The sequence below is a fragment of the Acinetobacter sp. YH12072 genome (genome assembly GCF_013419565.1).
Classification (GTDB): domain Bacteria; phylum Pseudomonadota; class Gammaproteobacteria; order Pseudomonadales; family Moraxellaceae; genus Acinetobacter.
On sequence record NZ_VOZV01000002.1, the window covers coordinates 153,968 to 179,119 of the forward strand.

Here is a 25,152-nt window from a genome sequence, read left to right on the forward strand (position 1 = left end):
TTTATTGGGATAGGCGAACTTAAGGACTCTATCCCCAAGGGGTAAAACATGCTGATTTATGTGATTCCATTAGTGATATTGATCATCGTATTAATTGTCATAAAAAAACGACAAGATGCTCAAGAATCAGATAAAGCAAAAACTAAAACTGTAAAAGTGAAAAAACCTGGCGCTGCGTCAAAATCCACTTCACAAAGAACCAAAGTGGTCGAGCCAGCCGGAGTCGTTAAAAAATCAGCAACGCCTCTATCAGCAGAGACACGCAAGAAAATTGAAGGTCTGATTCAGGAACGTAATTTCTTTGCAGCTGAAGCGCAAATCAATCAGGCACTGAATCGCGATAATTCTCAACATGAGTTGTATTTACTGCTACTCGACATTCATATCCTGCAAAAAGATGAATTTGCGATTTCACAGCTGATTAACCATGTCCGTTCTCTAGGACTGGAAGATATTCTGACTCAGGCTGAGGTCAAAAAGCGTGAGTTCGAAAACTCTTCGGTAGCTGTTCAGGATACTATTGATTTCCCAAGTGCTCAGCCACAAACCCCTCCTGTACAGGAAAGCAAACCTTCTACAGATGCCTTTGCAGACCTGGTTGCCGCTCCCGCTTCAAACGAACAGGCATTTGATGCCTTACAACAGGAACTGCAACCGAGCAAACCAGCTGCTGTAGCGGAACCAGTACCTGATATCCAACCCTTAGAGTTCAACTTTGAACCGAAGATTCCAGCGGCTGAGCCAGTAAAAACGGAAGAAGTTCCGCCTGTATCAGATAATTCAGTTGAATTTGATCTTCAGATGAATACTGCTGAAACCCAGACTGCTCCAACAGCAGCAACTGAGTCAGCACCGGTTCTGGATTTTAAGCTTGAGCTTGAACCATCTATATCCTTAAAAACAGAATCAGCGCCTGCAACAACAGAAGAAATCCAGCCTTTAGATTTCTCTTTCTCTTTAGACACTCCAATACCTGCAGCAGAAAAAACAGCCGAACCTGCGACTGAGTTTGACCTGTCTAGCCTCGATATTGCAACGCCTGCAACTGAAACGCCTGCTGCGACTGAAACATCTGGACTAGATTTTAAACTTGATAATGTCGAAGCTGTAAAAGAGGCTCCTGTTTCTACAGGGGTGAATTTTGAGATTCCGACAGCGCCTGTGACTTCAACAACCGATCAACATGATCCATTGGTGCAGTCCTTCCCGGAACTGATGGAAGTTAATGAAGCGGACCTTAACCTGGAGCTGGCACAGCAATATATCCAGTTAGGCGCTTATGCAGCTGCCCGTGAAGTCATAGCTGAACGTGAAGCTGAATATACAGCAGCACAACGTCAGCAAGCCGATCAGTTGCTGAATCAAATCGCATCTTAATCAATTTCCCTTTACACTAAAGCAGTCACATTTGGCTGCTTTTTTTATGATGAAAGATATTGCACTGATTTATATGGGCGGCACCTTTGGCTGTGTCGGTGATCCGCTCGCCCCTATGTCTGCCGATTTATTTATTCCAAAACTGGAACAGCTACTTACAGATCAACCGTTCATTCAGTATTACTGCGCTCCTGTGATTAAGGACAGTAGTGCCTGTACTGCTACAGACTGGTTAGAACTGGTGCAATTTATCCAAAATCTGCAATCTGAACAGCAGATACAACATTTTGTGATTATTCACGGGACAGATACCCTGAGCTATGCCAGCGCAGTATTGGCACATTTTATGGGGAATTCGGCTCATATTGTGCTGACTGGCAGCCAGTATCCCCTCCTGAATGCTGAAGGCGATGCGCAACGCGAATTTAGCGATGCCATGGACAATCTGAGCTTTGCGCTCGCTTCAGTAACTCAGTGTAATGCAGGTGTTTATCTGGCTTTTCATCAGCAACTGATTCATGCTCAAACTGCCTTAAAGCAACATACCACTGAGCTGAATGCCTTTACTGGTCTGGATGCGCATATCGCTATTCAGGCCAACCAGCAAAGTCATCAGGTTACAGCAGACGATATTGCCAAAGCTCTGGATTTTAACTGTATGAGCTTGATGATGCAGCCGATCGATTTAGTTCAACAGTTCAATAATCTGAAAAATATTTTGGCCTATCCTCCGCATTTTCTATTCCTGCAAGGCTTTGGAACCGGCAATCTGGCCGTCAATCCAGAGATCGTAGATTTTATCAATCAGCTCTATGCCAAAGGCTGTATCTCGGTCTTAACTACTCAAGTGCCTTTCGGTGCCACCGATCAGCGTTATGCCATTGCTGAATGGGTGCATGATTGCAAAATTCTACTCAATGAAAGTTATGGCCATGCTGATCTTTATGCAAAAGCCCTAAAAATGTATTTACAATATGACACGGTAGAACAATGGCATGCCCATTGGTACGATTAGTCAGGTTTCGAGGTCATTATGCAGCGTTTTGCGGTGGGAATTGAGTTTTGTGGAACGAATTATCGAGGTTGGCAGACTCAACAACCGGGCGTAATCAGTGTTCAGGAAACCATCGAGAAGGTTCTCAGTAAAATTGCCGATGAACCGATTATTCTGCATGGTGCAGGCCGAACCGATGCCGGCGTGCATGCGACCAATATGGTCGCACATTTTGATACCCATGCCTTGCGTTCTGAACGAGGCTGGTTAATGGGCTCAAATAGCCAGTTACCTAAGGATATCTCAATCCAATGGATCAAGGAGATGGATGATGGCTTCCATGCACGCTTTAAAGCACAGGCACGCCGTTATCGTTATATTGTCTATAACTATCCGGTACGCCCTGCCTTGCTGCATAAACAGGTCACTCATATTTACTATCCACTTGATGTCAAAAAGATGATTGAAGCGGCTGCAAAGTTTGAAGGCACACATAACTTTGAGAGTTTCCGTGCAGCAGCCTGCCAGTCCAATCAGCCGGTACGTCACGTCCGTCACTGCCGCCTGATCCAGCATGGGCCTTATCTGATTCTAGATATTCAGGCGGATGGCTTCCTGCATCATATGGTACGCAATATCATGGGCTGTTTGCTGGAAATCGGCCAAGGCATGTATGGGGTTGACCATATTGACCATATTTTTGCAGCAGAAGATCGTAAAGCAGCCGGTGTTACCGCACCACCGGACGGTCTGTATTTTATCCAGGCTGAATATCCAGAGTATTTTGACCTACCCAAAGTACCTTTGGGTCCATACTGGTTAAATATGCCGGAATAAGCTAATTATTTTTAATTTTTAAATCCCTCCTAACCTCCCTTTGAAAAAGGGAGGAACTCCTCTCCTTTATTAAAGGAGGGGTTGGGGGAGGATTTTAGATTTTAAAGATTAACGTTGTTTCCGCTTTCGATATTCAACCGGTGTTTCATTGGTCCAGCGTTTAAACGCACGGTAAAAAGTACTTGGCTCCGAGAATCCAGTCAGATAAACAATCCGCTCCACACTTTCATTGGTACTCGCCAATAGACGTTTAGCCAGACGACAGCGATAATCAGACAGAATCTGCTGGAAACTGGTATTAGCCTCACTGAGCTGGGTACGTAAACGGCGTGGAGTAATATTCAGTTGAGCGGCTACAGTTTCTAGCGTTGTTTCACCACTTTCTAAAGTAGAGCCAATAGCCCGACGCACTTCCCCGACTAAATCGTAACGAGCCAGTTCCTGTAATTTTTCAATTGCCAGCTGTTCATGTAGCTGCAACAGTTCCGGCTCTGCCTGCCAAAGCGGGAAATCCAGAATACTGGGATCAAAATACAAACGGGTTTCTTTCTGGCCCAGACTTACCGGACATTCATAAACCCGGAAATATTCTTCATCTGCCGCGCCTTTGGAAAAATTGAAATCGATATAGATCGGTTCAAAACGGCCTTCAGTAATAAATTTAAAGAAACGCAACACACCTGACATCGCACATTCGGTAAAGTGACGATTGACCAGACTTTCAGCAAAAGGCTGTTCACCATTGGTCAGATAGCAGCGATCATCTTCGACCACCAGCTTGGCATGAAAGGCATCACTGATCAGACGCTGATAAGCCAGTGCACGTTTCAAGCCTTCACCAAAATTCTCTGATGAAATAAACAGATGCTCGATCACCTGTCCGCGATAGAGCGGCAAATGTTCACCCAGATGCAATCCGATATCCGGGTCCTTACTGACCTCTTCTGCGGCAACCCAGAAGGCATACTGAGCACTAAGCGGAGTACGGTCATTGGTCTCCACCTGATTTAAAGCGACTCCTGCTTTTGTCAGAAGTTCTTCTGTTGGCAAACCTGCACGACGAATCGCCTGATAGCCTAAACGCAATACGACTGATGCATCCGTTAGCTGACTCACTCAAAAACCTTCCTTGTATGTACTTCATTTATACTTAAAAAGATTGAAATTAGATTAACTGTGATTGACCAAACTGACAACAGATACCACACGCTTTTTAGTTAAAAAGTTTAAACTCACACTTCGCTTATTTTACTGACAGATGATCAGTCTAACGCCCGTTACACCTTGTGTTTTGCGAAAAAATTGACTATAATTTGCGCCTTTCCAATTTATTCATTCAGGTAGGCTATGGCCAATAAAGAGGAACTCATCGAGTTCGAAGGCGTTGTCACCGAGACGCTTCCTAATACTATGTTCCGTGTACGTTTAGAAAACGGTCACGAAGTAATTGCCCATATTTCTGGTAAAATGCGTAAACACTATATTCGTATTTTGACTGGCGATAGCGTGAAGGTCGAAATGACTCCTTATGATTTGACTAAGGGTCGTATCACATACCGTGCGCGCTAAGTTTTAGCGGAAGCAAAAGCCACTTATCCAGTGGCTTTTTTATTGCCTTTTCTTTTATATCAACTCCCCTGCACATTCCCTATACTGCATTCGAAGATAATAATTTCTATTTTTCCTCTAATAAAAACAGTGAATCATTCATGCAAAAAATCTTGCTTTCTCTGATCCTAGGAATCAGCCTGACTGCCTGCGCCACTACCAATTCGACAAAATTACGACAAATAGATCAGCAGTTATAGCAATATATCGGCCAATCTGCAGAGTCGATTCGCAAGGATCTGGATTTAACTGCACTCGGTTTTAAGACCTCAAAAGCACCTGTACAAACGGAAAAATGTCTGAGTTATACCGTACTTCGCACCATTGAACTTCCGCTGGGAACACCGGCCATTCAGCAAAGTGTCAGTATAGATGCCCCTGTACGACTCGCAACTGCACCCGGCCCGGGTTATCAGGTTGAAATGCCCTGTCAGATTCATTTTCAGCTAGAACAAGGGATTGCTCAATCCGTGCAATATAGCGGACGTGCCTGTTAAGACTTATTTTTGCGTTTTATTCATTTTAAAGTGGATATAAGAGCGTTCTAAGTTGTCTTGAATTTGACAGCTACAGCTAACTGCCTGATTGATCCTGTCTTGCCTAATAATAAATTACAACAGTTCCTCTCACACTTTGCTACTACACTGTTTTTAAGCGTTCCTTGAGTAGGAGTGATGTGATGTTGTTAAGCAAAGGTACTTCTCTGGTATTGGGCTTGAGCATCCTGTTGCTCGGTCTGTCAGGGTGTGCACAAACACCTACGATCAGCCAGACTGACCGTGAAACTTATTTACAGCAATTTATTGGGCAGAGTAGCCAGTATATTGATCGCAATTTAGATCTGAAACGTTTGGGTTATCAGCAAATCAGTGAACCTGAGCTCAGCTCCCAACAGCTCAGCTATGTCGTGGAACGTCCTGTGACCGTTCCCTTACCGATTGCCCAGTTTCCGGCAGCAGGTACTGGCACAGTTCCGGTTCCAGTCACTGTGAGTCCTGCATCAGGTTATGATGTGAATTTGCAATGCAAGATTACCTTTTTGCTCAAAGACAATATTGCAACTTCTGTCAGCCTTTCGGGTCGAACCTGTTAATCAAAATCAGTCGTAAAAAACGCAGCTCAAGGCTGCGTTTTTTACGTGGAACTAATGTGTAACTTAGTTCAATGCAGTTACCACTGCCTGACCCATTTCCACAGTACCCACTTTAGTCATGCCTTCAGACATGATGTCAGCAGTACGCAGACCTTGGTCTAAAACATTACCTACCGCATCTTCAATCGCTTTAGCTGCAGCTTCTTCACGGAAGGTATAACGCAGCATCATGGCTACCGACAGAATGGTTGCCAATGGGTTTGCCAGGTTTTGACCTGCGATATCTGGTGCAGAACCATGGCAAGGTTCATACATACCCTTACCATTTTCATCCAATGATGCTGATGGCAACATACCGATTGAACCAGTCAGCATTGCAGCTTCATCAGACAGGATGTCACCGAACAGGTTAGACGTTACGATCACGTCAAACTGTTTAGGCGCACGTACTAATTGCATCGCAGCATTGTCTACATACATATGAGACAGGTTAATATTTGGATATTGCTCTTCTTTCATTGCAGTCACGGTCTGTTTCCAAAGCTCAGTCACTTCAAGCACATTGGCTTTATCAACTGAACATACTTTACCGCCACGCAGACCAGCAAGTTCGAACGCAACTTTGGCAATACGCTTGATTTCAGACTCTGCATAAACGTCAGTGTTGAAACCTTGTTTTTCGCCATTTTCCAGTTCACGGATCCCGCGTGGTTGACCGAAGTAAATACCACCAGTCAATTCACGTACGATCAGGATATCCAGACCAGAGACAATTTCCGGTTTCAGGCTAGAAGCATCAGCCAATTGCGGATAAAGAATCGCTGGACGCAAGTTTGCGAACAGATTCAATTCACTACGTAATTTTAACAGGCCACGTTCTGGACGGATTGAACGCTCAATCGTATCCCATTTTGGACCGCCTACAGCACCGAGCAGAATCGCGTCTGCTTTTTTCGCCTGTTCAGACGTTACGTCTGGGTAAGGTGAACCATGTGCATCAATCGCAGCACCGCCTAAAAGACCTTGTTCCCATGTTAAACCCAGATTGAATTTTTCATTAACTCGTGTAAGCACCTGTTCTGCGGCTTTTACAATCTCAGGGCCAATACCGTCACCAGCTAAAATCAAAATTTGTTTAGACATGAGCTTTTCCATTTATAAGGTCAGGCATCCACCTGACTAAGTTAAATTTTTTTTTCTACAAACTCTGCAATGCCATTGATGACATTATAAGGTTTGCAAAAACGACGAATCACTTTCTGCTCTTGCAACAGGTCCACACACAATGGATCAGGTGCAGAGGCATTTAATAAACTGGTGCTACGTGCATTTCGGTCACGGAACATTTTCAGGGTATAGCGTTTATTCGCATTAAACTGCTGGAACAGATGTAAGGTTTCGGCCTTATCCTTGCTAATCGGATAGAAACGCACCACCAGTTCATGCTGCCCTTCCGGCACAGATAAATAAATTGGATTATCCTGTTTCAGGTTTTTGGCCTGCAAACGAACCAGACGCTGATCCAGCGCTTCTGGGCTGATTCGCTTGGTGGCCTCATCCACAATCATGGTCCGATTTAAACGTTCAAACTGACAATCCGGTGTGCCTGCACAATAAATCAAGGCATTGGATTTGCTTTCTGCATCTTCTTTGGCGTGTTTAAGTTTGAAGGTATCAATGCTCTGACACGCGGTCATCAGCACTGATACTGCACTTAGAGCAAGCCACTGTTTCCAATACGTTGCCATGATGTCTGTATTAACCTATCAAAAAAAATTAATAATCTTCTGATATTAGCAAGGCCTTCGCAGTCATGCCATGACAATTTTTGCTGTTTTATGAATGAATTTCAGCAAATACCCATGGGCGTGATTGTTTGGTTTTTTCTTCATAGGCCCGAATATCATCTGCCGCCTGCAAAGTTAAGCCAATATCATCCAAACCATTTAACAAACAATGCTTACGGAATGGGTCCACTTCAAACTTGAAACTTTCGCCATTTGGTGTACGAACTTCCTGCGCTTCCAGATCAATCGTTAGCTGATAACCTTCAGCTGCTGCACATTCTTTAAATAACTGATCAACCGTTTCTTCCGGCAAGATCACCGGCAACATGCCATTTTTAAAACAGTTATTAAAGAAAATATCAGCAAAGCTTGGTGCAATCACAGTACGGAAACCGTATTCATTCAATGCCCACGGCGCATGCTCACGGCTTGAACCGCAACCAAAGTTAGCACGAGAAATTAAGATGGATGCACCTTGATAACGTGGCTGGTTTAACACGAAGTCCGGGTTAATCGGACGAACCGAGTTATCCTGACCCGGATAACCTTCATCCAAATAACGCAATTCATCAAACAGGTTTTCACCGAAACCAGTACGTTTGATCGATTTCAAAAACTGTTTTGGAATAATTAAATCTGTATCGACATTGGCACGGTCTAAGGGTGCAACAATACCTTGTTCAACGGTATAAGCTTTCATATTTCTGCTCCTGCGTACCAATTAAAATGAACGGACATCAACAAAGTGACCGGCAATCGCCGCCGCCGCCGCCATGGCTGGGCTCACCAAGTGGGTACGACCACCATTACCTTGACGACCTTCAAAGTTACGGTTTGAAGTTGAGGCGCAATGTTCGCCTGGCTGCAATTTGTCAGCATTCATTGCCAAGCACATTGAACAACCTGGTTCACGCCATTCAAAACCAGCTTCGATAAAGACTTTGTCCAAACCTTCAGATTCTGCCTGCTGTTTCACTAAACCCGAACCCGGAACGACCATGGCCTGCTTAATGCTAGAAGCCACTTTACGGCCTTTGATTACTTCAGCCGCAGCACGAATATCTTCGATACGTGAGTTGGTGCAAGAACCGATGAATACACGGTCTAACTGAATATCTGCTAAAGGCTGACCTGCAGTTAAGCCCATATATTGATAAGCACGGTTCCAGTCATTGCGCTGTACATCATCTTTGGCCTGTTCCAAAGTTGGAACCGCTTGAGACACCGGAATCACCATCTCAGGAGAAGTCCCCCAAGACACTTGCGGTTCAATTTCTTCACCTTGTAACACTACAACTGTATCGAAGTGAGCACCTTCGTCGGAGTGCAAGGTCTTCCAGTACGCAACCGCCTGATCCCATTGCTCGCCTTTCGGTGCATATGGACGGTCTTTAACATACTCAATGGTTTTTTCATCGACTGCGACCATACCGACACGTGCACCCGCTTCGATTGCCATGTTACACACGGTCATACGGCCTTCAATCGACATGTCACGGAACACCTGACCACCAAATTCAATCGCGTGACCTGTACCGCCTGCAGTTCCGATTTTACCGATAATGGCTAAAACCACATCTTTCGGTGTTACGCCTTGACCCAATTTACCGTCAACGCGTACCAACATATTTTTCATTTTCTTCTGAACCAGGCATTGGGTTGCCAATACATGTTCAACTTCTGATGTTCCAATCCCGTGTGCCAAGCAGCCAAATGCACCATGTGTTGCAGTATGTGAGTCACCACATACAACGGTCATACCTGGCAAGGTTAAGCCTTGCTCAGGACCAACAACGTGCGCGATGCCTTGACGAATATCGTTAATATCAAATTCAACAATATCGAACGTCTTACAGTTATCATCCAGGGTTTGTACCTGGATACGTGAAGTATCATCTTCAATCCCAGCCACGCCCTGCTCACGCTCTTTTTTAGAGGTCGGTACGTTATGGTCAGGTGTCGCAATATTGGCACTTAAACGCCATGGCTTACGGCCAGCAAGTTGTAAGCCTTCAAAGGCTTGTGGCGAAGTCACTTCATGCAATAAATGACGGTCGATATAAAGTAGAGCTGAACCATCATCTCGTTGTTTTACTAAATGGTCATCCCATAACTTATCGTATAATGTTTTTGCTGTTTGGGTCTCGCCTGCCATGTCGATGTGCTCCACTGGACTGGGTAAATTCTTTCGCTAATTTTGATTATATCGCTGCATTCACATAAATCTAATTTATCATTTTTATTAGTTAAAAAACTTTTTGGAATCTTTTAAAACTTAAATTAAATCATGGTTTAGCTCTCTTTTTATAAATCTAATTTTCCGATCGTTTTATTAAAAATATTCGTTTTTACAAATTAAATGAGAATTATTATTATTTCCTCATCGGCACAGATCATTTGTTTTGAGGAAGATCCACATGGCACATATTCAACGTTTCGTAGACAACAATCAGCGCATGTTCAAAAAGACATTTAGCTATTACATCATGCACATCACTGTCGCGATGTTAGTGGGCTATTTTGTCACAGGCAGTTTAACCATGGCGATTGCCTTGAGTTTATTAGAACCGACTGTACAGGCAGTTGCTTTCTTCTTCCACGAGAAAATCTGGGAAGCAAAAAGCCAGCAACAGGATGAGGAAATCACCGCATAATTTTTTGTCGATCTTCCTCTTTGAGCCACCTACCCTCGGTGGCTTTTTTTATGACATAAAATAAAACATTTAAAAATGTGTATTAATTCAACATTAAACCAATAGTTCTATATTTTTACTTTGATTTATTCTTAAATTATTACAATAATAAACTTAAGCATAAAAAAACTTTATAGGTGATCAAGATGAATCTCGCAGCTTTTGAAGCCTTTGTAAAAGTCATGGAAACAGGTTCGATTTCTTTGGCTGCAGATCAGCTTTTTATTACCCAACCGGCTGTGACCAAACGTATTCACAGTCTGGAAGAATATTTTGGGGTGAAATTATTTGAATCTGCGGGCCGTGGTGTTCAGGCCACTCATGCGGCACATTCCCTGCTGCCTAAGGTAAAAAACTGGCTGAACGAATTGGGTGATATTCACTACACCCTGAGTCATGAACAAGGTCAGGTCCAAGGCAAACTGAAAATTGGCACCAGCCATCATATTGGCCTGCATCATTTACCGAGCCATCTGCGTGAATATGTACAGCAATATCCAAATGTGACGCTAGATGTACATTTTGTAGATTCTGAACAGGCGCATGAACAGGTCATTGCTGGTGATCTGGAACTGGCTTTCCTGACCTTGCCACCGCATGGTGATGAACGCCTAAAATATGTCACTATCTGGAATGATCCTCTGGTTTTTGTGGTCGCACCATTCCATCCACTGGCTCAGCAAAAAAACCTGTCTCTTGAAGATCTGGTGAATTACCCAAGCCTGCTGCCTTCTGCGCAGACCTATACTACGCAGATTACGATGGCCGAGTTTGAAAAGCAGGGCATCAAGCCGAAAACGACCATGAGCAATAACCCGCTTGAATCCATCCGGATGCTGGTTTCGATTGGTTTAGGCTGGTCAGTCTTGCCCAAAACCCTGGTCAACCATGACCTGCAAGAACTGGATCTGAATCTGGAAATGAACCGTCAGCTCGGTATGGTCTGGCATCCGGGTCGTACTCAATCGAAGGCGGCTGAAGCATTGGTTCAACTGATGCAAGGCCCGTCAATTTAAAATTAATTTTCACATTTCTCTGCTGCATCGATATCGATGCAGCATTTTGTTACCTAAATACATCGCATCAGTTGCTTCCTTTCAAGTACTTTTAAAAGTATCAAATTCATTTTCCTGAAGATGAAAAATTAAAACGTATTCAAGGAAGCACAGAATGCAGATCAAATCTTCTGATTCCAAAACTTTATTATCTTCTTCTCATGACCTGCTCGAAGAAATGGGTTTATGGAAACCGCTTAAACCAACGCTACACCCGACTCCCAACCTTGATTTTGAAGATGAACCGACAGCGCGTGCCGTATTACGTGATTATTTTCTAAATACCTTTGACACCTATGAGCAACTGTTTGACTGTCTGAAAAATGAAGAAGCCTTTTATGACAAACCGATTGCCTTACGTCATCCACTGATCTTTTATTTTGGTCATACTGCCACTTTTTTTATCAATAAGCTGTTGCTGGCTCAACTGATCCCGGAACGTTTAAATCCGCATCTGGAAAGTATCTTCGCGATTGGTGTAGATGAAATGAGCTGGGATGATCTGGATGAACAGAACTATCACTGGCCTAGCATTCAGGCGGTACGTGATTACCGGCATCAGGTGCGTGCCCTGGTCTTGAAAGTGATAGAACATGCGCCGCTACAACTTCCATTGAACTGGCACAATCCCTGGTGGACCATCATCATGGGCATTGAGCATGAACGGATTCATCTGGAAACCTCTTCAGTTTTAATTCGCCAGCATCAGTTACGTTATGTACAGAATCATCCGCAGTGGCGTGCCAATGTCATTACCGGTATTGCGCCTGAAAATAGTCTGGTAAAGGTACCGGCAGGTCAGGTCAATTTACATAAAAATTTCGAACATGCTTTTTATGGCTGGGACAATGAATACGGCCACCATCATGCCGAAATTGCAGAATTCGAAGCCTCTAAATATCTGGTGTCCAATCAGGAGTTTTTAGCCTTTGTTGAAGCAGAAGGTTATCAGACAGCTGACTACTGGACTGAAGAGGGCCAGCAATGGTTAGCATTTTCTCAAGCCACACATCCTACCTTCTGGGTCAAAACGGAACTGGGTTGGTCCTTAAGACTGATGCTGGAAGAAGTTCCAATGCCTTGGGACTGGCCAGTCGAAGTGAATTATCATGAAGCCAAAGCTTTCTGTAACTGGAAATCAACACAGACCGGAGAATCCATTCGTCTGCCCACTGAGGATGAATGGTATCGATTGTATGCAGTTTCAGGACTGGATCCAAAATTACCAAGTCCTGAGCAAGCCAATATTGAATTAAAATATGGCCCTAACTCTTTTCCGGTGGATCATTTTCAGCATGGCGATTTTTATGATGTTCAGGGCAATGTCTGGCAATGGACCGAGACCCCGATTTATCCTTTCGAAGGCTTTCAAGTCCATCCTTTCTATGATGATTTTAGTACCCCGACCTTCGATGGCCAACATCATCTGATTAAAGGCGGTTCCTGGATTTCAGCTGGCAATGAAGCCCTGCACAGTTCACGCTATGCGTTCCGGCGACATTTTTTCCAGCATGCCGGTTTTCGCTATGTTGCCGCGGAAGAGACATCACCGCAGTTTCACTCTCAATATGAAAGCGATCAGCTGATTTCCCAATATCTGGAATTCCAGTATGGGGCGGAATATTTTGCTGTTCCAAACTTTGCCCAAAGCCTCATTCAACTGGCCCGTCCTTATTTTCAAAACATTCCATGCTATAAAGCGCTGGATATCGGGTGTGCAACCGGGCGCGCCAGCTTTGAACTGGCTCAGGATTTTGATCAGGTCACAGGTCTGGATTTTTCAGCCCGTTTTATTCAGCAAGGTGTGGTGCTGGCCCAAGGCGAAACCCTGCGCTATAGCATTCCTGTTGAGGGCGAACTGGTGGAATATAAATCCTGCTCACTGGCAGAACTTGAACTTGAACAGGTTGCCAATAAGGTCGAGTTTTATCAGGCCGATGCCTGCAATATGAAACCGCAATTCAAAGATTATGATTTCATTCTGGCAGCCAACCTGATTGATCGTCTGCATCATCCTAAAGCTTTTCTAAGTGAAATTCATAATCGCCTGAATATGGGCGGCATCCTGATGCTGGCCTCGCCTTATACCTGGCTGGAAGAACATACAGCACGCAGTGAATGGATCGGCGGATTTAAGCAGGCGGGAGAAAACCTGAGTACCTTAGAGGGCATCAAAGCTTTACTCAGCCCACATTTTGAAATGCTGGACGAACCTGTGGATGTGCCTTTTGTGATCCGAGAAACAGCGCGTAAATATCAACATACCCTGTCCCAAATAACTTTATGGAAAAGGGTACGATAATTCCAAAATAAAAAAGCCAATCAGTTGATTGGCTTTTTGTTCACTACTCAATTCCGCTAGTGGCATCCTCATGCAGAGATTCATTGAGCTGATCCACCACAATGGCCCATTCTCCATCTGAAGCAATTTTTTCAGCCAGGAACTGGCGCTGTGCATCTGACCAATACGGCGCCTCCATCAGGTTTACATCTTTGGGTAATTGATGCTCATGAATAAATTGGGCAATCCCTTCTGCACTCGAATCCAGACCTAACTGTGCAAATAGATGAGTCATACGTGGTCTAACTTGGGTCATTTTCATTACCTCAGCGCTTGCTATCGTTATTGTCGACTTGCTTTATTTATTCTGAGCATAGCATGTTTATTCAGCAACGGGCATGTCAAAAAGTACCCTATTCTGCTTATAAAAAAGCACAACCGAAGTTGTGCCTGATTAAATCAAAAGAATTGCTTAAATCGACCAGTCCTGAATTTCCCAGCCCTGTTCTTTGGCCAATGCTTCCAGACGATCATCCGGATTTACGGCAATGGCATGATCGGCATATTCCAGCAGAAAACGGTCATTGATTGAATCTGAATAGGCCCAAGACTCGGTCACGTCACGACCTGCCAGCCATTGTTCCAGACGGGTCAGTTTACCTTGTTGATAGCAGGCAATATTGGTCACCTTACCGGTATATTTACCATCAACGACTTCAGCATTGGTGGCAATAATTTCAGTAATCCCAAACTCACGGAAAATCGGTGCAGTAATAAAGTCCGAAGTTGCAGTAATGCCTACAATTTCATGCCCTGCATCTTTATGGCGCTGAATCGCTTTAAAACCTTCCAGACGCATCTGGGGGCGAATGACTTTTTGCATGAACAGTTGATGTAATTCGGTCAGATAATCATGGTCATGTTGGGTCAAAAACTGGAACACAAATTCATTATAGGCATAGGGATCCAGTTGACCCTTTTTATAGTCCTCATAGAACTTGTCATTCATGGCGCGGTGATGAACGGGATCCACCAGGCCTTCATTGACCAGGAATTCCCCCCAGGAATGATCCGAATCGGTGTTTAACAGGGTGTGATCGAGATCAAATAGCGCCAATTTCATGAAAATACTCGTAAAAACTGAAATTTAAGAAAAAAATTGTAAATCTATCTCCGCTAGTCGATAGAAATTCGTTAAGATCATAGCAATTTTAACATTTTTAAACTTTGCTTTTTTTCGAGTTGGATAAAGAAATAATATTCCCCGAAAGCAAAGGCATAAATTAAACAATTTTAGGTAGCCAAATGATCGACTCAGAAGGTTTCCGACCGAATGTCGGGATCATTTTGGCAAACGATGCTGGACAGGTTTTATGGGCAAAACGCATTGGTCATAATGCATGGCAATTTCCACAAGGAGGTATCCAATATGGAGAAACCCCTGAGCAGGCACTTTATCGTGAGCTGAGAGAAGAAGTTGGCTTACTGCCTGAACACGTCCAGATTATCGCGCAGACCAAAGGATGGTTGCGTTATCGTTTGCCGTATCGATACATTCGCACGGATTCAGATCCGGTATGTATCGGTCAAAAACAGAAGTGGTTTTTACTCAAACTGACGGCGCCCGTACAGAACATTCAACTTGATCTGTCCGATCCGCCCGAATTTGATCAATGGCAATGGGTCAGTTACTGGTATCCATTAGGCCAAGTGGTGAATTTTAAACGCGATGTTTATCGCAAGGCCATGATTGAACTCTGTCAGCAATTACCACAACAAAAACCTTAAAAAAATCGCGTGCATGTGCAGATTTTTTGCTCGGCTATTGTTATAAATAAACTAAATTACCGGACTTCTAAAAAAATACGGAGCAGCTCCCATGTCGAATATGCAACTGGATACCCTGAGACGCATTGTCCAAGAGATTAATGCGTCTGCCAGTTTGCATGAATCACTCGATATTATGGTCAATCAGGTGGCCGAGGCCATGCATGTGGATGTCTGCTCCATTTATCTGCTCGATGAACGCAACCAGCGCTATCTGTTGATGGCATCTAAAGGCCTGAAGCCTGAAGCTGTCGGTCATGTGTCTCTACATACCGGTGAAGGTCTGGTTGGTCTGGTGGGTCAGCGTGAGGAAATCGTTAACCTCGACAATGCCCCTAAGCATGATCGTTTCCTGTATTTACCGGAAACGGGCGAAGAAATTTATAATTCCTTTCTGGGCGTTCCGGTCATGTACCGCCGTAAGGTCATGGGCGTACTGGTGGTCCAAAATAAAGAATCCCAGGATTTTAGTGAAGCGGCTGAATCGTTCCTGGTTACGCTATGTGCCCAGCTTTCGGGCGTAATCGCTCACGCCCATGCAGTCGGCAATATTGATGTATTCCGCAAGCCAAATAATTTACCGGCATATAAAACCTTCCAGGGCGTATCGGGTTCTGGCGGTATTGCACTCGGCCGTGCCATTGTGCTTTATCCACCTGCAGATCTGGGCGCTGTTCCGGATCGTGAAGCGGATGATATTAGCGAAGAACTGGCTTTGCTGGATAATGCCTTAAATTCGGTACGTGAAGAAATTCAGTTCCTGGATGACAAGATGCAGGATGCGCTGATGGCCGAAGAACGTGCTTTGTTCAGTGTGTTCCTGCGTATGCTGGATGAAAATGCGCTACCATCGGAGATTAAAGCACTGATTCGTGATGGCCACTGGGCGCAAGGTGCGGTTCGGATCGTAATTGATAACCATGTGGCGCAGTTTGCCCAGATGGAAGATGATTACCTGCGTGAACGTGTCGCTGATCTGAAAGATCTGGGTCGCCGTATTCTGGCCAAGTTGCAGGAAGCCGATGAAAGCCATCGCGAACTGACCGATGAAAGCATCCTGATTGGTGAAGAAATTTCAACGGCTGCACTGGTAGAATTGCCTGTCGATAAGATTGCAGCGATTGTCACCACTGAAGGTGCCATGAATTCACATATGGTGATTGTGGCACGCGCACTCGGTATTCCGACTGTCGTGGGTGTGACTGAACTGCCAATCAATACCCTGGATGACGTCGAGATGATTGTCGATGCGCATCAGGGCCGTATCTTTATCAATCCACCACGTCGTCTGCGTACCCGCTATAAAGAAATTCAGAAAGAAGAAGAACAGATTGCCAAAGATCTACGTCAATACGAGACCAAAGATGCAATTACGCCAGATGGTACCGCTGTACGTCTGTTTGTAAATACCGGCCTGATGATTGATGTGGTTCGTGGTGTACAGCGTGGTGCCAAAGGTGTTGGCCTATACCGTTCGGAAATCCCGTTCATGCTACGTGACCGCTTCCCGGGCGAAGAGGAACAGCGAGCCATTTACCGGCAGCAACTGAGTCACTTTGCCAATAAACCGGTAGTCATGCGAACGCTGGATATTGGTGCAGATAAAGACCTGCCATATTTCTCGATTGAGGAAGAAAATTCAGCATTGGGCTGGCGCGGAATTCGTTTCACGCTGGATCATCCTGAAATCTTTTCTTCACAGATTCGCGCCATGCTAAAAGCCAGTATTGGCCTGAACAATCTGCATATCCTGTTGCCGATGGTGACCAGTGTCAGTGAAGTTGAAGAAGCACTGTATCTGTTAGAGCGTGATCATTATGCCGTTCAGGAAGAAGAGCAGGTCAAAATTACCAAACCGCAAATCGGAATTATGGTCGAAGTACCAAGCGTACTGCATCAGATTGATGAATTTTCTGAACTGGTCGATTTCTTCTCGGTCGGTTCTAACGATTTGACCCAATATTTACTTGCTGTAGACCGGAATAATCCACGTGTGGCCAATGTCTATTCACACTTACATCCAGCGATCCTGCGTGCCCTGACCCGTCTGGTAGAGGATTGTCACCGTAATAACAAACCGATCAGTATCTGTGGTGAAATGGCCGGTGATCCTCTATCGGCCGTACTATTAATGGCCATGGGATTCAATACCCTGTCCATGAGTTCTAGCAATATTTTGAGAGTCCGAAAAACGATTTGTCATGTACCGATGCCTGATGCACAGGAATTACTCAAACATGTACTAAAACTGGACAATCCACTCATGGTAAAAAGCTGGATGGAGCATTATTTTAGAACACATGGTTTAGGAGATATGGTGAAATCCACCACCCGTATGGTCAGCGCTTAAGGAGGAACTTTTCCAGGTTCCTCTGCATCTGTCGAGGTACTTATGGAATTTGTGCTTATCCTGCTTATGCTGGCTGCAGCGTTTTATTTTATTATTGTTGCACCGGCCTTACGTTCGCAAAAATCCAGATATACATCTTCTCGTGGTCGTAATAACACAAGTACCAGTCATCAGTATATCCGTGAAACTGAACGTCCTAAAGCCTGTCCCTTATGGGGAATTGAAATTTCTCGTACCCAGCAACGGCGTTTAGGCAAGAATGATCCATCGGTCATTGCGGCAAAACTGTATCGGCAACAGCTAGGAAAATTTGCCAGTTTTCAGCAAACCCGGCCTATGGCTGATGCTGATCCAAATAGATCTTCGAGTTCTGCGACCCTGCCCCGTTTTTTTCAAAATATGTTTCCCGAAGAAGCTTCTTCAACCACCCGGCGGACTTCACCGCATTCTTCGAAAAGAAATTCATCTTTTCACTATACCCTCCAGAATCCCTTAAAGTCAGCTCCTGTCCAAAGCAGATCCACTTCTTCCTGGCCGCCCTAAGCCGCCCATAAAAAAGGGCGATCATCTTGTTGATATCGCCCTTGTTTGTGCTTGGTATAACCACGTTTTGCATTTTTCTTCCGGTCTACAAAAACCTGGCTTTTATTGACTTCATGCATATGTTTGGCCACGAAGTTTGGCATGACTGCCTCTACAGCTTTTTTCTTTGCCATCTTGCTCTCTGTTTAATTTGGACTAAGGAAATGATCCGCTCGGGATGTGAAATGATTATAAGGGCGACTGGCCAATTTTCAAGCAGATCAGGACTTAAATATTTTCCAGAAAATAGATAATTTGGTAGATATTCTTGCTGTAAAAATCAGAAAATTGTGAGCAAGAGAATGCTGATTTAACTACCTGTTTAATCCTTGAATTTTAATCCTTAAATCTTTCTATTTAAAAAATATTTATAAAATTAATAACTTAATAAATATTTAATAAAACCTAATGAAATCTAAAAGAGATATTGAAGCATTTTTCTGACTTAGAGAAGACATCTTAAATTCTGATTTTCTTACTTAATCATTTTAAACTGAGTGAAAAATTTGCATATTTTAACATTGTCACATTTCTAGAAATATCTTATGTTCAAATTAGATTATTTATTTTCAATGACTTAATTTTTATTCATTTAGGCAGTATTTTCTGAAGTTACAGAAAAACCAAACTTATTGCCAAAACACCCAATTCAACAACTCACTTAATTAAAAATCTGTTGGAAATAAAGCCCCTAATGTTATTCCTGCGCTTATAGATGATTTTTTTGAATGCTGGAATAACGAATAAAATTCTCAACGCTTGGAGAGAAATATGAGCCAAGATATGAAAAAGTGCCCTGTCACCCATCTGACTACTGAAGCTGGCGCACCTGTAGTCGACAACCAGAACAGTATGACGGCAGGTAGCCGTGGCCCATTGCTGGCCCAAGATTTATGGCTGAATGAAAAACTGGCTAACTTTGTTCGTGAAGTGATTCCTGAGCGCCGTATGCACGCAAAAGGTTCAGGTGCATTTGGTACCTTTACCGTAACCAATGACATTACTGAATATACCCGTGCAAAAATTTTCTCGGAAGTCGGTAAAAAAACCGAACTCTTTGCCCGTTTTTCGACCGTCGCCGGTGAACGCGGTGCAGCTGATGCAGAACGTGACATTCGTGGTTTTGCCCTGAAATTCTATACCGAAGAAGGGAACTGGGACCTAGTCGGTAACAATACACCGGTATTCTTCCTGCGTGATCCACGTAAATTTCCTGACTTAAACAAAGCAGTAAAACGTGATCCGAAAACCAATAAACGTAGCGCCACCAATAACTGGGATTTCTGGACTTTATTGCCGGAAGCACTACATCAAGTTACCATCGTAATGTCCGATCGTGGGATTCCGGCTGGTTACCGTCATATGCACGGTTTCGGTAGCCATACCTACAGTTTTATTAATGCCCAAAATGAACGCTTCTGGGTAAAATTCCATATGCGTACCCAGCAAGGCATCAAAAACCTGACTGATGCTGAGGCAGCAGAGCTAATTGCTAAAGACCGTGAAAGCAGTCAAACCGACCTGTTTGATGCAATCGAACGTGGCGATTATCCGAAATGGAAAATGTACGTTCAGATCATGCCTGAAACAGATGCCGAGAAAGTGCCTTATCACCCGTTTGACCTGACCAAAGTCTGGCCGAAAGGCGATTATCCACTAATTGAAGTAGGTGAATTCGAACTCAACCGTAATCCGGAAAACTATTTCCAGGACGTAGAACAAGCCGCTTTTGCGCCAAGCAATCTGGTACCAGGTATCAGCTATTCACCGGATCGCATGCTACAGGCACGTTTGGTCAATTATGCTGATGCAGCGCGTTACCGTGTAGGTGTGAATCATGCCCAGATTCCGGTCAATGCCGCACGTTGCCCGGTACATTCAAATCACCGTGATGGTTTGGGCCGTATGGATGGCAACTATGGTTCATTGCCGCATTATGAGCCGAACAGTTTCAGCCAGTGGCAGGAACAGCCAGAATTCAGAGAGCCCCCCCTCAAAATCACGGGTGATGCAGATTTCTGGGATTATCACAAAGATGATAATGACTACTTCAGCCAGCCACGTGCCCTGTTCAACCTGATGAATGATGAGCAGAAACAGGCTCTATTTAATAATACCGCAGCCGCAATGGGTGATGCGCTTGATTTCATCAAGTACCGTCATATCCGTAACTGTTATGCCTGTGATCCCGCCTATGGTGAAGGTATTGCTCAAGCTCTTGGGATGAGCGTAGCTGATGCCCAGATGGCTCGAGCAACTGATCCAGCTAAAGGCCTACCAAGCTTTCTCTAAGTTTTTTAGCTTGAACTGAGCGAATAAAAAACCACCCGAGGGTGGTTTTTTTATTGGTGTTAAATTAAAGCATTAGGAATATGAATTGCAGTTCATTTCAGGTCATGTGTTTGACGGTCACGGATTTCAAAAAGGTTCTTCTACCGGTACCCAGATCTTTTTCATATCCATCAGATTCACGAAGAAATCATTGCTCAACATACCCACCCGATCAGTCAGTATGCCATGCTTGTTTCCACCACGATTGGCACCTGTACCCTTCAGCATAGGATTTAATCCTATACAAATGAGAGCTACTCTATATGCTAGCTAACGACTCAATCGTTATACAGGAGTGATCTTAAGCCCTTAGACAATAATCCGTTTGCCTTCACGAATACAGTAAAACGGGTTAATCAGCTTGGATGAATGCTGGATAATATGCTGCAGTTCATTTTCAGGCTGGTCACGTGCTTCATCAGTGAGCTGGAAGGTCCGATAATGAATTGCCATTGAACAACGTGCCATTAAGTCCTGATGGGCATGGAAAGCATCTTCCGGATTCATGTGAATATTGCGCATCAGTTCACGTGGTTCATAGGCACCGATCGGCAACAGCGCAATTCGTGGTGGCCCAAGGCGTTTACGAATTTCCTTGAAATGCGGCGCATAGCCGCTATCCCCAGCAAAATAGCAATGATCCTTGCCATTCAATAAGGAAAAACCGCCCCATAATGCGCAGTTCTGGTCACGCATTCCACGTCCTGAAGCGTGCTGTGCTGGCGAATAGACAATCTGGATATCTTCAAAAAATGCATTTTCCCACCAGTCCATTTCAATGACATTATAGTCTTTAGGCAGGTACCAGCCATTACCAAGGCCGGTATAGATCGGCATTTGATAGGTCTGATGCAGCCAGGCCAAGGTCGCCAGATCCATATGATCATAATGGTTATGGCTGAGCAATACGGCATCAATATGCGGCAGCTCATCCAGGGCAATGCCAGCAGGAATGACGCGCTGTGGCCCTCGGGATGCAGAAGGACTGGCATATTCACACCAGACCGGATCAGTCAGAAAATTATACGGCCCGATCTGGATCAGAGCGGTAGCATGCCCAATAAACCAGATTTGCCAGTCATCTAAAGTGGCTTCCGGCCGATTTTGTGGTAAAGCACGCGGACGTGAAAAAAACTCGGCACGTTCCTGTTCCAGATTTACTTCCCAAGTTCTGGATTTTCTGGTGAATAACCATTTATACAAGTCAAAGCGACTCTGCTCGAGCGAATGATGCTCCAGATTCTTAAACCGCTCACCATCAAAATGATCGGAATGTAGATAATCAAATACTGGCTTGGACCAGAGATGTTTCCAACTGGACTCAGTCTCAAGCTGAAATTTTTTAGTCTTGAAAAGATCTTGCATAAATATCCACTATTTATTATTTGTTATATGCAAGACAGCATCCACCTGGAATTTTCAAACGGAGCATCTCTTTAAATCGCATACAAACTTATATACTTCGGTATTTCAGCATAGTATGAAATACGTGCCTAAGATTCATTTATGTTTTTGTTATTTTTAGCAAAACATCGAGCCCATGGAAAGACTAAAACCGATGAAAAGCTTCTAAAAAAATGAATACTCGAGATCAAGTTTGTGTCCATTCTTCTTTCTAAAAAGACAGGAGAATGATCGATATTCATCCGATAATTCTCACTCCATACCTGACTGTACATGATTTCATGACCTAAATTTTTATCCCGTATTCATGTAATCACGCTTGATGCCCTCCTGACTATCCGACGAAAGTTATCTGCTGAAATCTTCACTTCCTCAAATACGACCTTGGGTCCGTTCCAGCCATACCGCTTTGGTTTGAGGTTTCACAAACAGAGTAATAATTTCAGGGTGTAGCTGTTTGATCTGCGCTTCAATCCGGTTGACGCAAGCTTCGATTTCATCAGAAGTAAGATCATCTTTAAATTCCAGACTTAAGGAGGCAATCACCTGATGCGCGCCCATCTGCTCGGTGAGTACACCATTGGCGCTATAGACCGCAGCATCCTGCTGAGCAATGTTAAGTACATTTTCACGCAGTCTAGGATCTGCTGTTTCTCCCAGTAATAGGCCTTTGGTTTCACGTCCCAGTAACCAGGCTGATACCGCCAATACAACACCAATCAGAATAGAGGCGGCACCATCCAGCTCAGGAATATTCAGTTGATGAGCCAGGAAAATCCCGGTCAAGGCAATAAACAGACCGATCAATGCAGCTGTATCTTCAAATAACACGGTAAAGGTGGTCGGATCTTTGCTGCGTCTAAAGGCTTCAAAATAGCCCATTTTCCCTTTCATTTTTCGGAATGTTTTCAATGCGACAAACCATGAAAAACCTTCACATAGAATGGCAATACCGAGCACCACGTAGTTGATCATCGGATCCTGCATTTCTTCAGGATGAATAATGTGCTGGATGCCCTGATAGATCGACACAATGGCACCCAGTGCAAAGACCATCAAGGCCACGATAAAGGCCCAGAAGTACAGTTCACGTCCATAGCCGAAAGGATGCAAGGCATCAGGGCGCTGCTCAGCCTTTTTCATACCATACAGCAGCAGAATTTCATTCAGTGTATCAACAACCGAGTGAATCGCCTCACTCAGCATGGCAGAACTGTTGGTGATATAGGCTGCGACAAATTTCACCAGCGCGATTGCCAGATTACCAAACAGCGCTGCATATACCACAATTTTATTCGATTCAGACGACATTCAAATTTGTCCTAATTTTTTTCTCAAACAGATGGATCTATTTGATTTTTCATTTTATCTCTTTGCATCTTAATAAACTGCTGCGATAAATTGTTTATTGTTTTGTTGTTCTCATTTTTAATCGGAATCTTCATAGCTGTGATTGTCCATACTTCTGCCGATCGGCATCCTCAGCTCCTAGAACTGTGGGAGCAGTCCGTCCGGGCTTCGCATCACTTCCTGAATAACGAGCAGGTCCTGAAGATCCGTCAGCAGATTATTGATCATAATTATTTCACCCACGTGCAATTGTTCCATGTGGAACATCAGCAGCAGATTCTGGGTTTTATGGGCATTGCAGGCAACAAACTGGAAATGCTGTTTGTCTCTCCTGCGGCATTTAGAAAAGGCATAGGCAGCCAGTTATTACAACATGCGCTTGCTCTAGGTGTGACTGAAGTCGATGTGAATGAGCAGAATCCTGATGCGACTGCTTTCTATTTAAAACATGGTTTCGAGATGATCAGCCGTTCAGAAACCGATGCTGAAGGTAATCCCTACCCAATTCTGCATCTAAAACTGCAAAAATAAAAAAGGAAGCCAAAGCTTCCTTTTAGGTCTGAATTTAACTTGAACAATCTATTTTAAGATTTAGAAAAATACTGCTCGCGCCATTCTTTCCAGAAGTACATCACGATCCCGAACATCACCACGGCAATTCCGGCAAAGGCATGACTGCTGATCACTTCGTTATTCAGGGTTGCACCGAGAATCAGGGCAATGATTGGCGTCATTACATTACTGAGGGATACGGTGGATGCGGCTAAACGGCGAATCAGCCAGAAGTAACAGAGCATCGCCACAATCGAAGACAGGATCATGGTAAAACCAAAGCCGAATAGCGCCTGCATACTTGGCATTTGTGTTGGGAAAGATTGCCAGATAAATGGAATGATTAGTAATGATCCCAATGAGGAAACAATCAAAGAACCCGTTGCTTGTGACATTGGTTTTAACGGTGCATTGATCTGCTTCACCCAGAAAATCGAGCTGATATAAGACACCATGCTAATCAGCATTAGCACCACACCCCACGGATTCACTTTACTATCTGCTGACTCCGCAAAGACAAAACTTAAACCACCGACGGCAACTGCCATACCGAGCCATTGCAGCCAGATCAGACGGTTGGTTTTCAGGATGACATGCCCGATCAGACCTGCAACCAGTGGTGAGAAACCGAAAATTAAGGCCATTAAGCCAGAGGTCAAATAATTCGCAGCCAGGTAGATAAATAACTGCGCGCCGATCAAGTTCAGGCTACCTGCTACATAGCTCATCATGGAGGTTCGATCAAATGGCAATGGATTACGCATGGCAGCCAAGATCGCCAACGCCAGCAGAGAAGCGCCGAAATAACGGATGATCAGCACCCACATCGGGTGCACTTCCTGCACGCTCCAGACAATCGCCAGTGGCGTTGCTGCCCAGATCAGCACCAGCAAGGCATAAATACTTGCCGTCACCAGCATGGGAGATGAATTTGAATTCATAAAAGACTCAATTAAATTTTTTTAGAAAGAATTGAACTAACTTCTCGTTCAAATCCACAATCGACAATACTGATGGTGGCAGGGATGCCG

The 25,152-nt window shown here is 44.1% G+C and carries 24 protein-coding genes and 1 pseudogene; 13 read left to right on the forward strand and 12 right to left on the reverse strand.

What is annotated here, in order from left to right; genetic code table 11:
• Nucleotides 1–48: 48 nt before the first annotated feature.
• Genes FTU19_RS01915 through truA form a run of 3 tightly spaced genes read left to right on the forward strand, consistent with a single transcriptional unit; the run spans nucleotide 49 to nucleotide 3,208 of the window.
• Entirely contained in the window at nucleotides 49–1,377 is a 1,329-nt protein-coding gene (locus FTU19_RS01915; protein ID WP_180010941.1) for a fimbrial protein FimV, read from the forward strand.
• A gap of 46 nt (nucleotides 1,378–1,423) precedes the next feature.
• Nucleotides 1,424–2,392 carry an asparaginase domain-containing protein gene (locus FTU19_RS01920; protein ID WP_004781859.1) on the forward strand — a complete coding sequence of 323 codons (969 nt, stop codon included), beginning with the start codon at nucleotides 1,424–1,426 and terminating at the stop codon, nucleotides 2,390–2,392.
• 18 nt (nucleotides 2,393–2,410) lie between these two features.
• Complete coding sequence (gene truA / locus FTU19_RS01925; protein ID WP_159123637.1) at nucleotides 2,411–3,208, forward strand: tRNA pseudouridine(38-40) synthase TruA; 798 nt, start codon at nucleotides 2,411–2,413, stop codon at nucleotides 3,206–3,208.
• A gap of 108 nt (nucleotides 3,209–3,316) precedes the next feature.
• Here the strand turns inward: truA and FTU19_RS01930 are convergent, their stop codons facing one another.
• Nucleotides 3,317–4,324 (reverse strand): AraC family transcriptional regulator, encoded by a 1,008-nt coding sequence (locus FTU19_RS01930; protein ID WP_004781856.1) that lies wholly within the window; start codon nucleotides 4,322–4,324, stop codon nucleotides 3,317–3,319.
• A gap of 231 nt (nucleotides 4,325–4,555) precedes the next feature.
• Here FTU19_RS01930 and infA point away from each other — a divergent pair, with 231 nt between their 5' ends.
• The gene (infA, locus tag FTU19_RS01935) at nucleotides 4,556–4,777 is read left to right on the forward strand and encodes a translation initiation factor IF-1 (RefSeq protein WP_001284370.1); all 222 of its coding nucleotides are present in this window, start codon (nucleotides 4,556–4,558) and stop codon (nucleotides 4,775–4,777) included.
• A gap of 718 nt (nucleotides 4,778–5,495) precedes the next feature.
• On the forward strand, nucleotides 5,496–5,909 hold the full coding sequence (locus FTU19_RS01940; RefSeq protein WP_159123639.1) for a hypothetical protein: 414 nt from the start codon (nucleotides 5,496–5,498) through the stop codon (nucleotides 5,907–5,909).
• 63 nt (nucleotides 5,910–5,972) lie between these two features.
• On the opposite strand, the gene leuB is transcribed toward FTU19_RS01940, so the two are convergent.
• The 4 genes from leuB to leuC all read right to left on the reverse strand — a co-directional run bounded on the left by leuB (nucleotide 5,973) and on the right by leuC (nucleotide 9,851).
• Nucleotides 5,973–7,052 carry a 3-isopropylmalate dehydrogenase gene (gene leuB / locus FTU19_RS01945; RefSeq protein WP_180010943.1) on the reverse strand — a complete coding sequence of 360 codons (1,080 nt, stop codon included), beginning with the start codon at nucleotides 7,050–7,052 and terminating at the stop codon, nucleotides 5,973–5,975.
• A 41-nt stretch (nucleotides 7,053–7,093) separates the two neighbouring features.
• Nucleotides 7,094–7,657, reverse strand: coding sequence for a hypothetical protein (locus tag FTU19_RS01950; RefSeq protein ID WP_179992832.1), 564 nt, complete (start codon nucleotides 7,655–7,657; stop codon nucleotides 7,094–7,096).
• Between the two features lie 88 nt (nucleotides 7,658–7,745).
• A complete protein-coding gene (gene leuD, locus FTU19_RS01955; protein ID WP_005232352.1) occupies nucleotides 7,746–8,396 on the reverse strand; it encodes a 3-isopropylmalate dehydratase small subunit in 651 nt (216 codons plus the stop codon).
• A 21-nt stretch (nucleotides 8,397–8,417) separates the two neighbouring features.
• Nucleotides 8,418–9,851, reverse strand: a complete 1,434-nt coding sequence (gene leuC / locus FTU19_RS01960; RefSeq protein ID WP_180010945.1) for a 3-isopropylmalate dehydratase large subunit — start codon at nucleotides 9,849–9,851, stop codon at nucleotides 8,418–8,420.
• Between the two features lie 262 nt (nucleotides 9,852–10,113).
• Here leuC and FTU19_RS01965 point away from each other — a divergent pair, with 262 nt between their 5' ends.
• The 3 genes from FTU19_RS01965 to ovoA all read left to right on the forward strand — a co-directional run bounded on the left by FTU19_RS01965 (nucleotide 10,114) and on the right by ovoA (nucleotide 13,746).
• Nucleotides 10,114–10,350, forward strand: coding sequence for a DUF2061 domain-containing protein (locus FTU19_RS01965; protein ID WP_159123642.1), 237 nt, complete (start codon nucleotides 10,114–10,116; stop codon nucleotides 10,348–10,350).
• Nucleotides 10,351–10,535: 185 nt separating this feature from the next.
• The gene (locus FTU19_RS01970) at nucleotides 10,536–11,405 is read left to right on the forward strand and encodes a LysR family transcriptional regulator (protein ID WP_004781845.1); all 870 of its coding nucleotides are present in this window, start codon (nucleotides 10,536–10,538) and stop codon (nucleotides 11,403–11,405) included.
• A gap of 217 nt (nucleotides 11,406–11,622) precedes the next feature.
• Nucleotides 11,623–13,746, forward strand: a complete 2,124-nt coding sequence (ovoA, locus tag FTU19_RS01975; RefSeq protein WP_257218446.1) for a 5-histidylcysteine sulfoxide synthase — start codon at nucleotides 11,623–11,625, stop codon at nucleotides 13,744–13,746.
• Between the two features lie 43 nt (nucleotides 13,747–13,789).
• On the opposite strand, the gene FTU19_RS01980 is transcribed toward ovoA, so the two are convergent.
• Together FTU19_RS01980 and FTU19_RS01985 are read right to left on the reverse strand one after the other, a co-directional pair.
• Complete coding sequence (locus FTU19_RS01980; protein WP_005232362.1) at nucleotides 13,790–14,041, reverse strand: DUF2789 domain-containing protein; 252 nt, start codon at nucleotides 14,039–14,041, stop codon at nucleotides 13,790–13,792.
• A 156-nt stretch (nucleotides 14,042–14,197) separates the two neighbouring features.
• A complete protein-coding gene (locus FTU19_RS01985; RefSeq protein WP_166138120.1) occupies nucleotides 14,198–14,848 on the reverse strand; it encodes an HAD family phosphatase in 651 nt (216 codons plus the stop codon).
• Nucleotides 14,849–15,030: 182 nt separating this feature from the next.
• Here FTU19_RS01985 and FTU19_RS01990 point away from each other — a divergent pair, with 182 nt between their 5' ends.
• From FTU19_RS01990 to FTU19_RS02000, 3 genes are all read left to right on the forward strand, one after another.
• A complete protein-coding gene (locus FTU19_RS01990; RefSeq protein ID WP_004781838.1) occupies nucleotides 15,031–15,513 on the forward strand; it encodes an RNA pyrophosphohydrolase in 483 nt (160 codons plus the stop codon).
• Between the two features lie 91 nt (nucleotides 15,514–15,604).
• The gene (gene ptsP / locus FTU19_RS01995; protein ID WP_034702391.1) at nucleotides 15,605–17,902 is read left to right on the forward strand and encodes a phosphoenolpyruvate--protein phosphotransferase; all 2,298 of its coding nucleotides are present in this window, start codon (nucleotides 15,605–15,607) and stop codon (nucleotides 17,900–17,902) included.
• A 42-nt stretch (nucleotides 17,903–17,944) separates the two neighbouring features.
• Nucleotides 17,945–18,445, forward strand: a complete 501-nt coding sequence (locus FTU19_RS02000) for a hypothetical protein (RefSeq protein WP_166138117.1) — start codon at nucleotides 17,945–17,947, stop codon at nucleotides 18,443–18,445.
• On the opposite strand, the gene FTU19_RS02005 is transcribed toward FTU19_RS02000, so the two are convergent.
• Entirely contained in the window at nucleotides 18,442–18,618 is a 177-nt protein-coding gene (locus tag FTU19_RS02005; RefSeq protein ID WP_004781833.1) for a hypothetical protein, read from the reverse strand. The two genes, FTU19_RS02000 and FTU19_RS02005, sit on opposite strands and share 4 nt — an antisense overlap.
• Before the next feature lie 637 nt (nucleotides 18,619–19,255).
• On the opposite strand from FTU19_RS02005, the gene FTU19_RS02010 reads away from it, so the two are divergent.
• On the forward strand, nucleotides 19,256–20,776 hold the full coding sequence (locus FTU19_RS02010; protein WP_180010952.1) for a catalase: 1,521 nt from the start codon (nucleotides 19,256–19,258) through the stop codon (nucleotides 20,774–20,776).
• 144 nt (nucleotides 20,777–20,920) lie between these two features.
• On the opposite strand, the pseudogene FTU19_RS02015 reads toward FTU19_RS02010, so the two are convergent.
• The 3 genes and pseudogenes from FTU19_RS02015 to FTU19_RS02025 all read right to left on the reverse strand — a co-directional run.
• Nucleotides 20,921–21,040: pseudogene (locus FTU19_RS02015) on the reverse strand (catalase-peroxidase 2); the annotation flags it as partial.
• A gap of 84 nt (nucleotides 21,041–21,124) precedes the next feature.
• Nucleotides 21,125–22,180, reverse strand: coding sequence for an MBL fold metallo-hydrolase (locus FTU19_RS02020; protein WP_034704696.1), 1,056 nt, complete (start codon nucleotides 22,178–22,180; stop codon nucleotides 21,125–21,127).
• Between the two features lie 411 nt (nucleotides 22,181–22,591).
• Nucleotides 22,592–23,530 (reverse strand): cation diffusion facilitator family transporter, encoded by a 939-nt coding sequence (locus tag FTU19_RS02025; RefSeq protein WP_180010954.1) that lies wholly within the window; start codon nucleotides 23,528–23,530, stop codon nucleotides 22,592–22,594.
• A 138-nt stretch (nucleotides 23,531–23,668) separates the two neighbouring features.
• Here FTU19_RS02025 and FTU19_RS02030 point away from each other — a divergent pair, with 138 nt between their 5' ends.
• Nucleotides 23,669–24,100, forward strand: coding sequence for a GNAT family N-acetyltransferase (locus FTU19_RS02030; protein WP_373684918.1), 432 nt, complete (start codon nucleotides 23,669–23,671; stop codon nucleotides 24,098–24,100).
• Nucleotides 24,101–24,153: 53 nt separating this feature from the next.
• On the opposite strand, the gene FTU19_RS02035 is transcribed toward FTU19_RS02030, so the two are convergent.
• Complete coding sequence (locus FTU19_RS02035; RefSeq protein WP_125279397.1) at nucleotides 24,154–25,062, reverse strand: DMT family transporter; 909 nt, start codon at nucleotides 25,060–25,062, stop codon at nucleotides 24,154–24,156.
• Nucleotides 25,063–25,152: the final 90 nt, after the last annotated feature.

What these genes read in the sequence shown, in the direction of transcription:
- FTU19_RS01915 (WP_180010941.1), top strand. Translation starts at nt 49, where the DNA reads ATGCTGATTTATGTGATTCCATTAGTGATATTGATCATCGTATTAATT.
- FTU19_RS01920 (WP_004781859.1), top strand. Translation starts at nt 1,424, where the DNA reads ATGATGAAAGATATTGCACTGATTTATATGGGCGGCACCTTTGGCTGT.
- truA (WP_159123637.1), top strand. Translation starts at nt 2,411, where the DNA reads ATGCAGCGTTTTGCGGTGGGAATTGAGTTTTGTGGAACGAATTATCGA.
- infA (WP_001284370.1), top strand. Translation starts at nt 4,556, where the DNA reads ATGGCCAATAAAGAGGAACTCATCGAGTTCGAAGGCGTTGTCACCGAG.
- FTU19_RS01940 (WP_159123639.1), top strand. Translation starts at nt 5,496, where the DNA reads ATGTTGTTAAGCAAAGGTACTTCTCTGGTATTGGGCTTGAGCATCCTG.
- leuB (WP_180010943.1), bottom strand. Translation starts at nt 7,052, where the DNA reads ATGTCTAAACAAATTTTGATTTTAGCTGGTGACGGTATTGGCCCTGAG.
- FTU19_RS01950 (WP_179992832.1), bottom strand. Translation starts at nt 7,657, where the DNA reads ATGGCAACGTATTGGAAACAGTGGCTTGCTCTAAGTGCAGTATCAGTG.
- leuD (WP_005232352.1), bottom strand. Translation starts at nt 8,396, where the DNA reads ATGAAAGCTTATACCGTTGAACAAGGTATTGTTGCACCCTTAGACCGT.
- leuC (WP_180010945.1), bottom strand. Translation starts at nt 9,851, where the DNA reads ATGGCAGGCGAGACCCAAACAGCAAAAACATTATACGATAAGTTATGG.
- FTU19_RS01965 (WP_159123642.1), top strand. Translation starts at nt 10,114, where the DNA reads ATGGCACATATTCAACGTTTCGTAGACAACAATCAGCGCATGTTCAAA.
- FTU19_RS01970 (WP_004781845.1), top strand. Translation starts at nt 10,536, where the DNA reads ATGAATCTCGCAGCTTTTGAAGCCTTTGTAAAAGTCATGGAAACAGGT.
- ovoA (WP_257218446.1), top strand. Translation starts at nt 11,623, where the DNA reads ATGGGTTTATGGAAACCGCTTAAACCAACGCTACACCCGACTCCCAAC.
- FTU19_RS01980 (WP_005232362.1), bottom strand. Translation starts at nt 14,041, where the DNA reads ATGACCCAAGTTAGACCACGTATGACTCATCTATTTGCACAGTTAGGT.
- FTU19_RS01985 (WP_166138120.1), bottom strand. Translation starts at nt 14,848, where the DNA reads ATGAAATTGGCGCTATTTGATCTCGATCACACCCTGTTAAACACCGAT.
- FTU19_RS01990 (WP_004781838.1), top strand. Translation starts at nt 15,031, where the DNA reads ATGATCGACTCAGAAGGTTTCCGACCGAATGTCGGGATCATTTTGGCA.
- ptsP (WP_034702391.1), top strand. Translation starts at nt 15,605, where the DNA reads ATGTCGAATATGCAACTGGATACCCTGAGACGCATTGTCCAAGAGATT.
- FTU19_RS02000 (WP_166138117.1), top strand. Translation starts at nt 17,945, where the DNA reads ATGGAATTTGTGCTTATCCTGCTTATGCTGGCTGCAGCGTTTTATTTT.
- FTU19_RS02005 (WP_004781833.1), bottom strand. Translation starts at nt 18,618, where the DNA reads ATGGCAAAGAAAAAAGCTGTAGAGGCAGTCATGCCAAACTTCGTGGCC.
- FTU19_RS02010 (WP_180010952.1), top strand. Translation starts at nt 19,256, where the DNA reads ATGAGCCAAGATATGAAAAAGTGCCCTGTCACCCATCTGACTACTGAA.
- FTU19_RS02020 (WP_034704696.1), bottom strand. Translation starts at nt 22,180, where the DNA reads ATGCAAGATCTTTTCAAGACTAAAAAATTTCAGCTTGAGACTGAGTCC.
- FTU19_RS02025 (WP_180010954.1), bottom strand. Translation starts at nt 23,530, where the DNA reads ATGTCGTCTGAATCGAATAAAATTGTGGTATATGCAGCGCTGTTTGGT.
- FTU19_RS02035 (WP_125279397.1), bottom strand. Translation starts at nt 25,062, where the DNA reads ATGAATTCAAATTCATCTCCCATGCTGGTGACGGCAAGTATTTATGCC.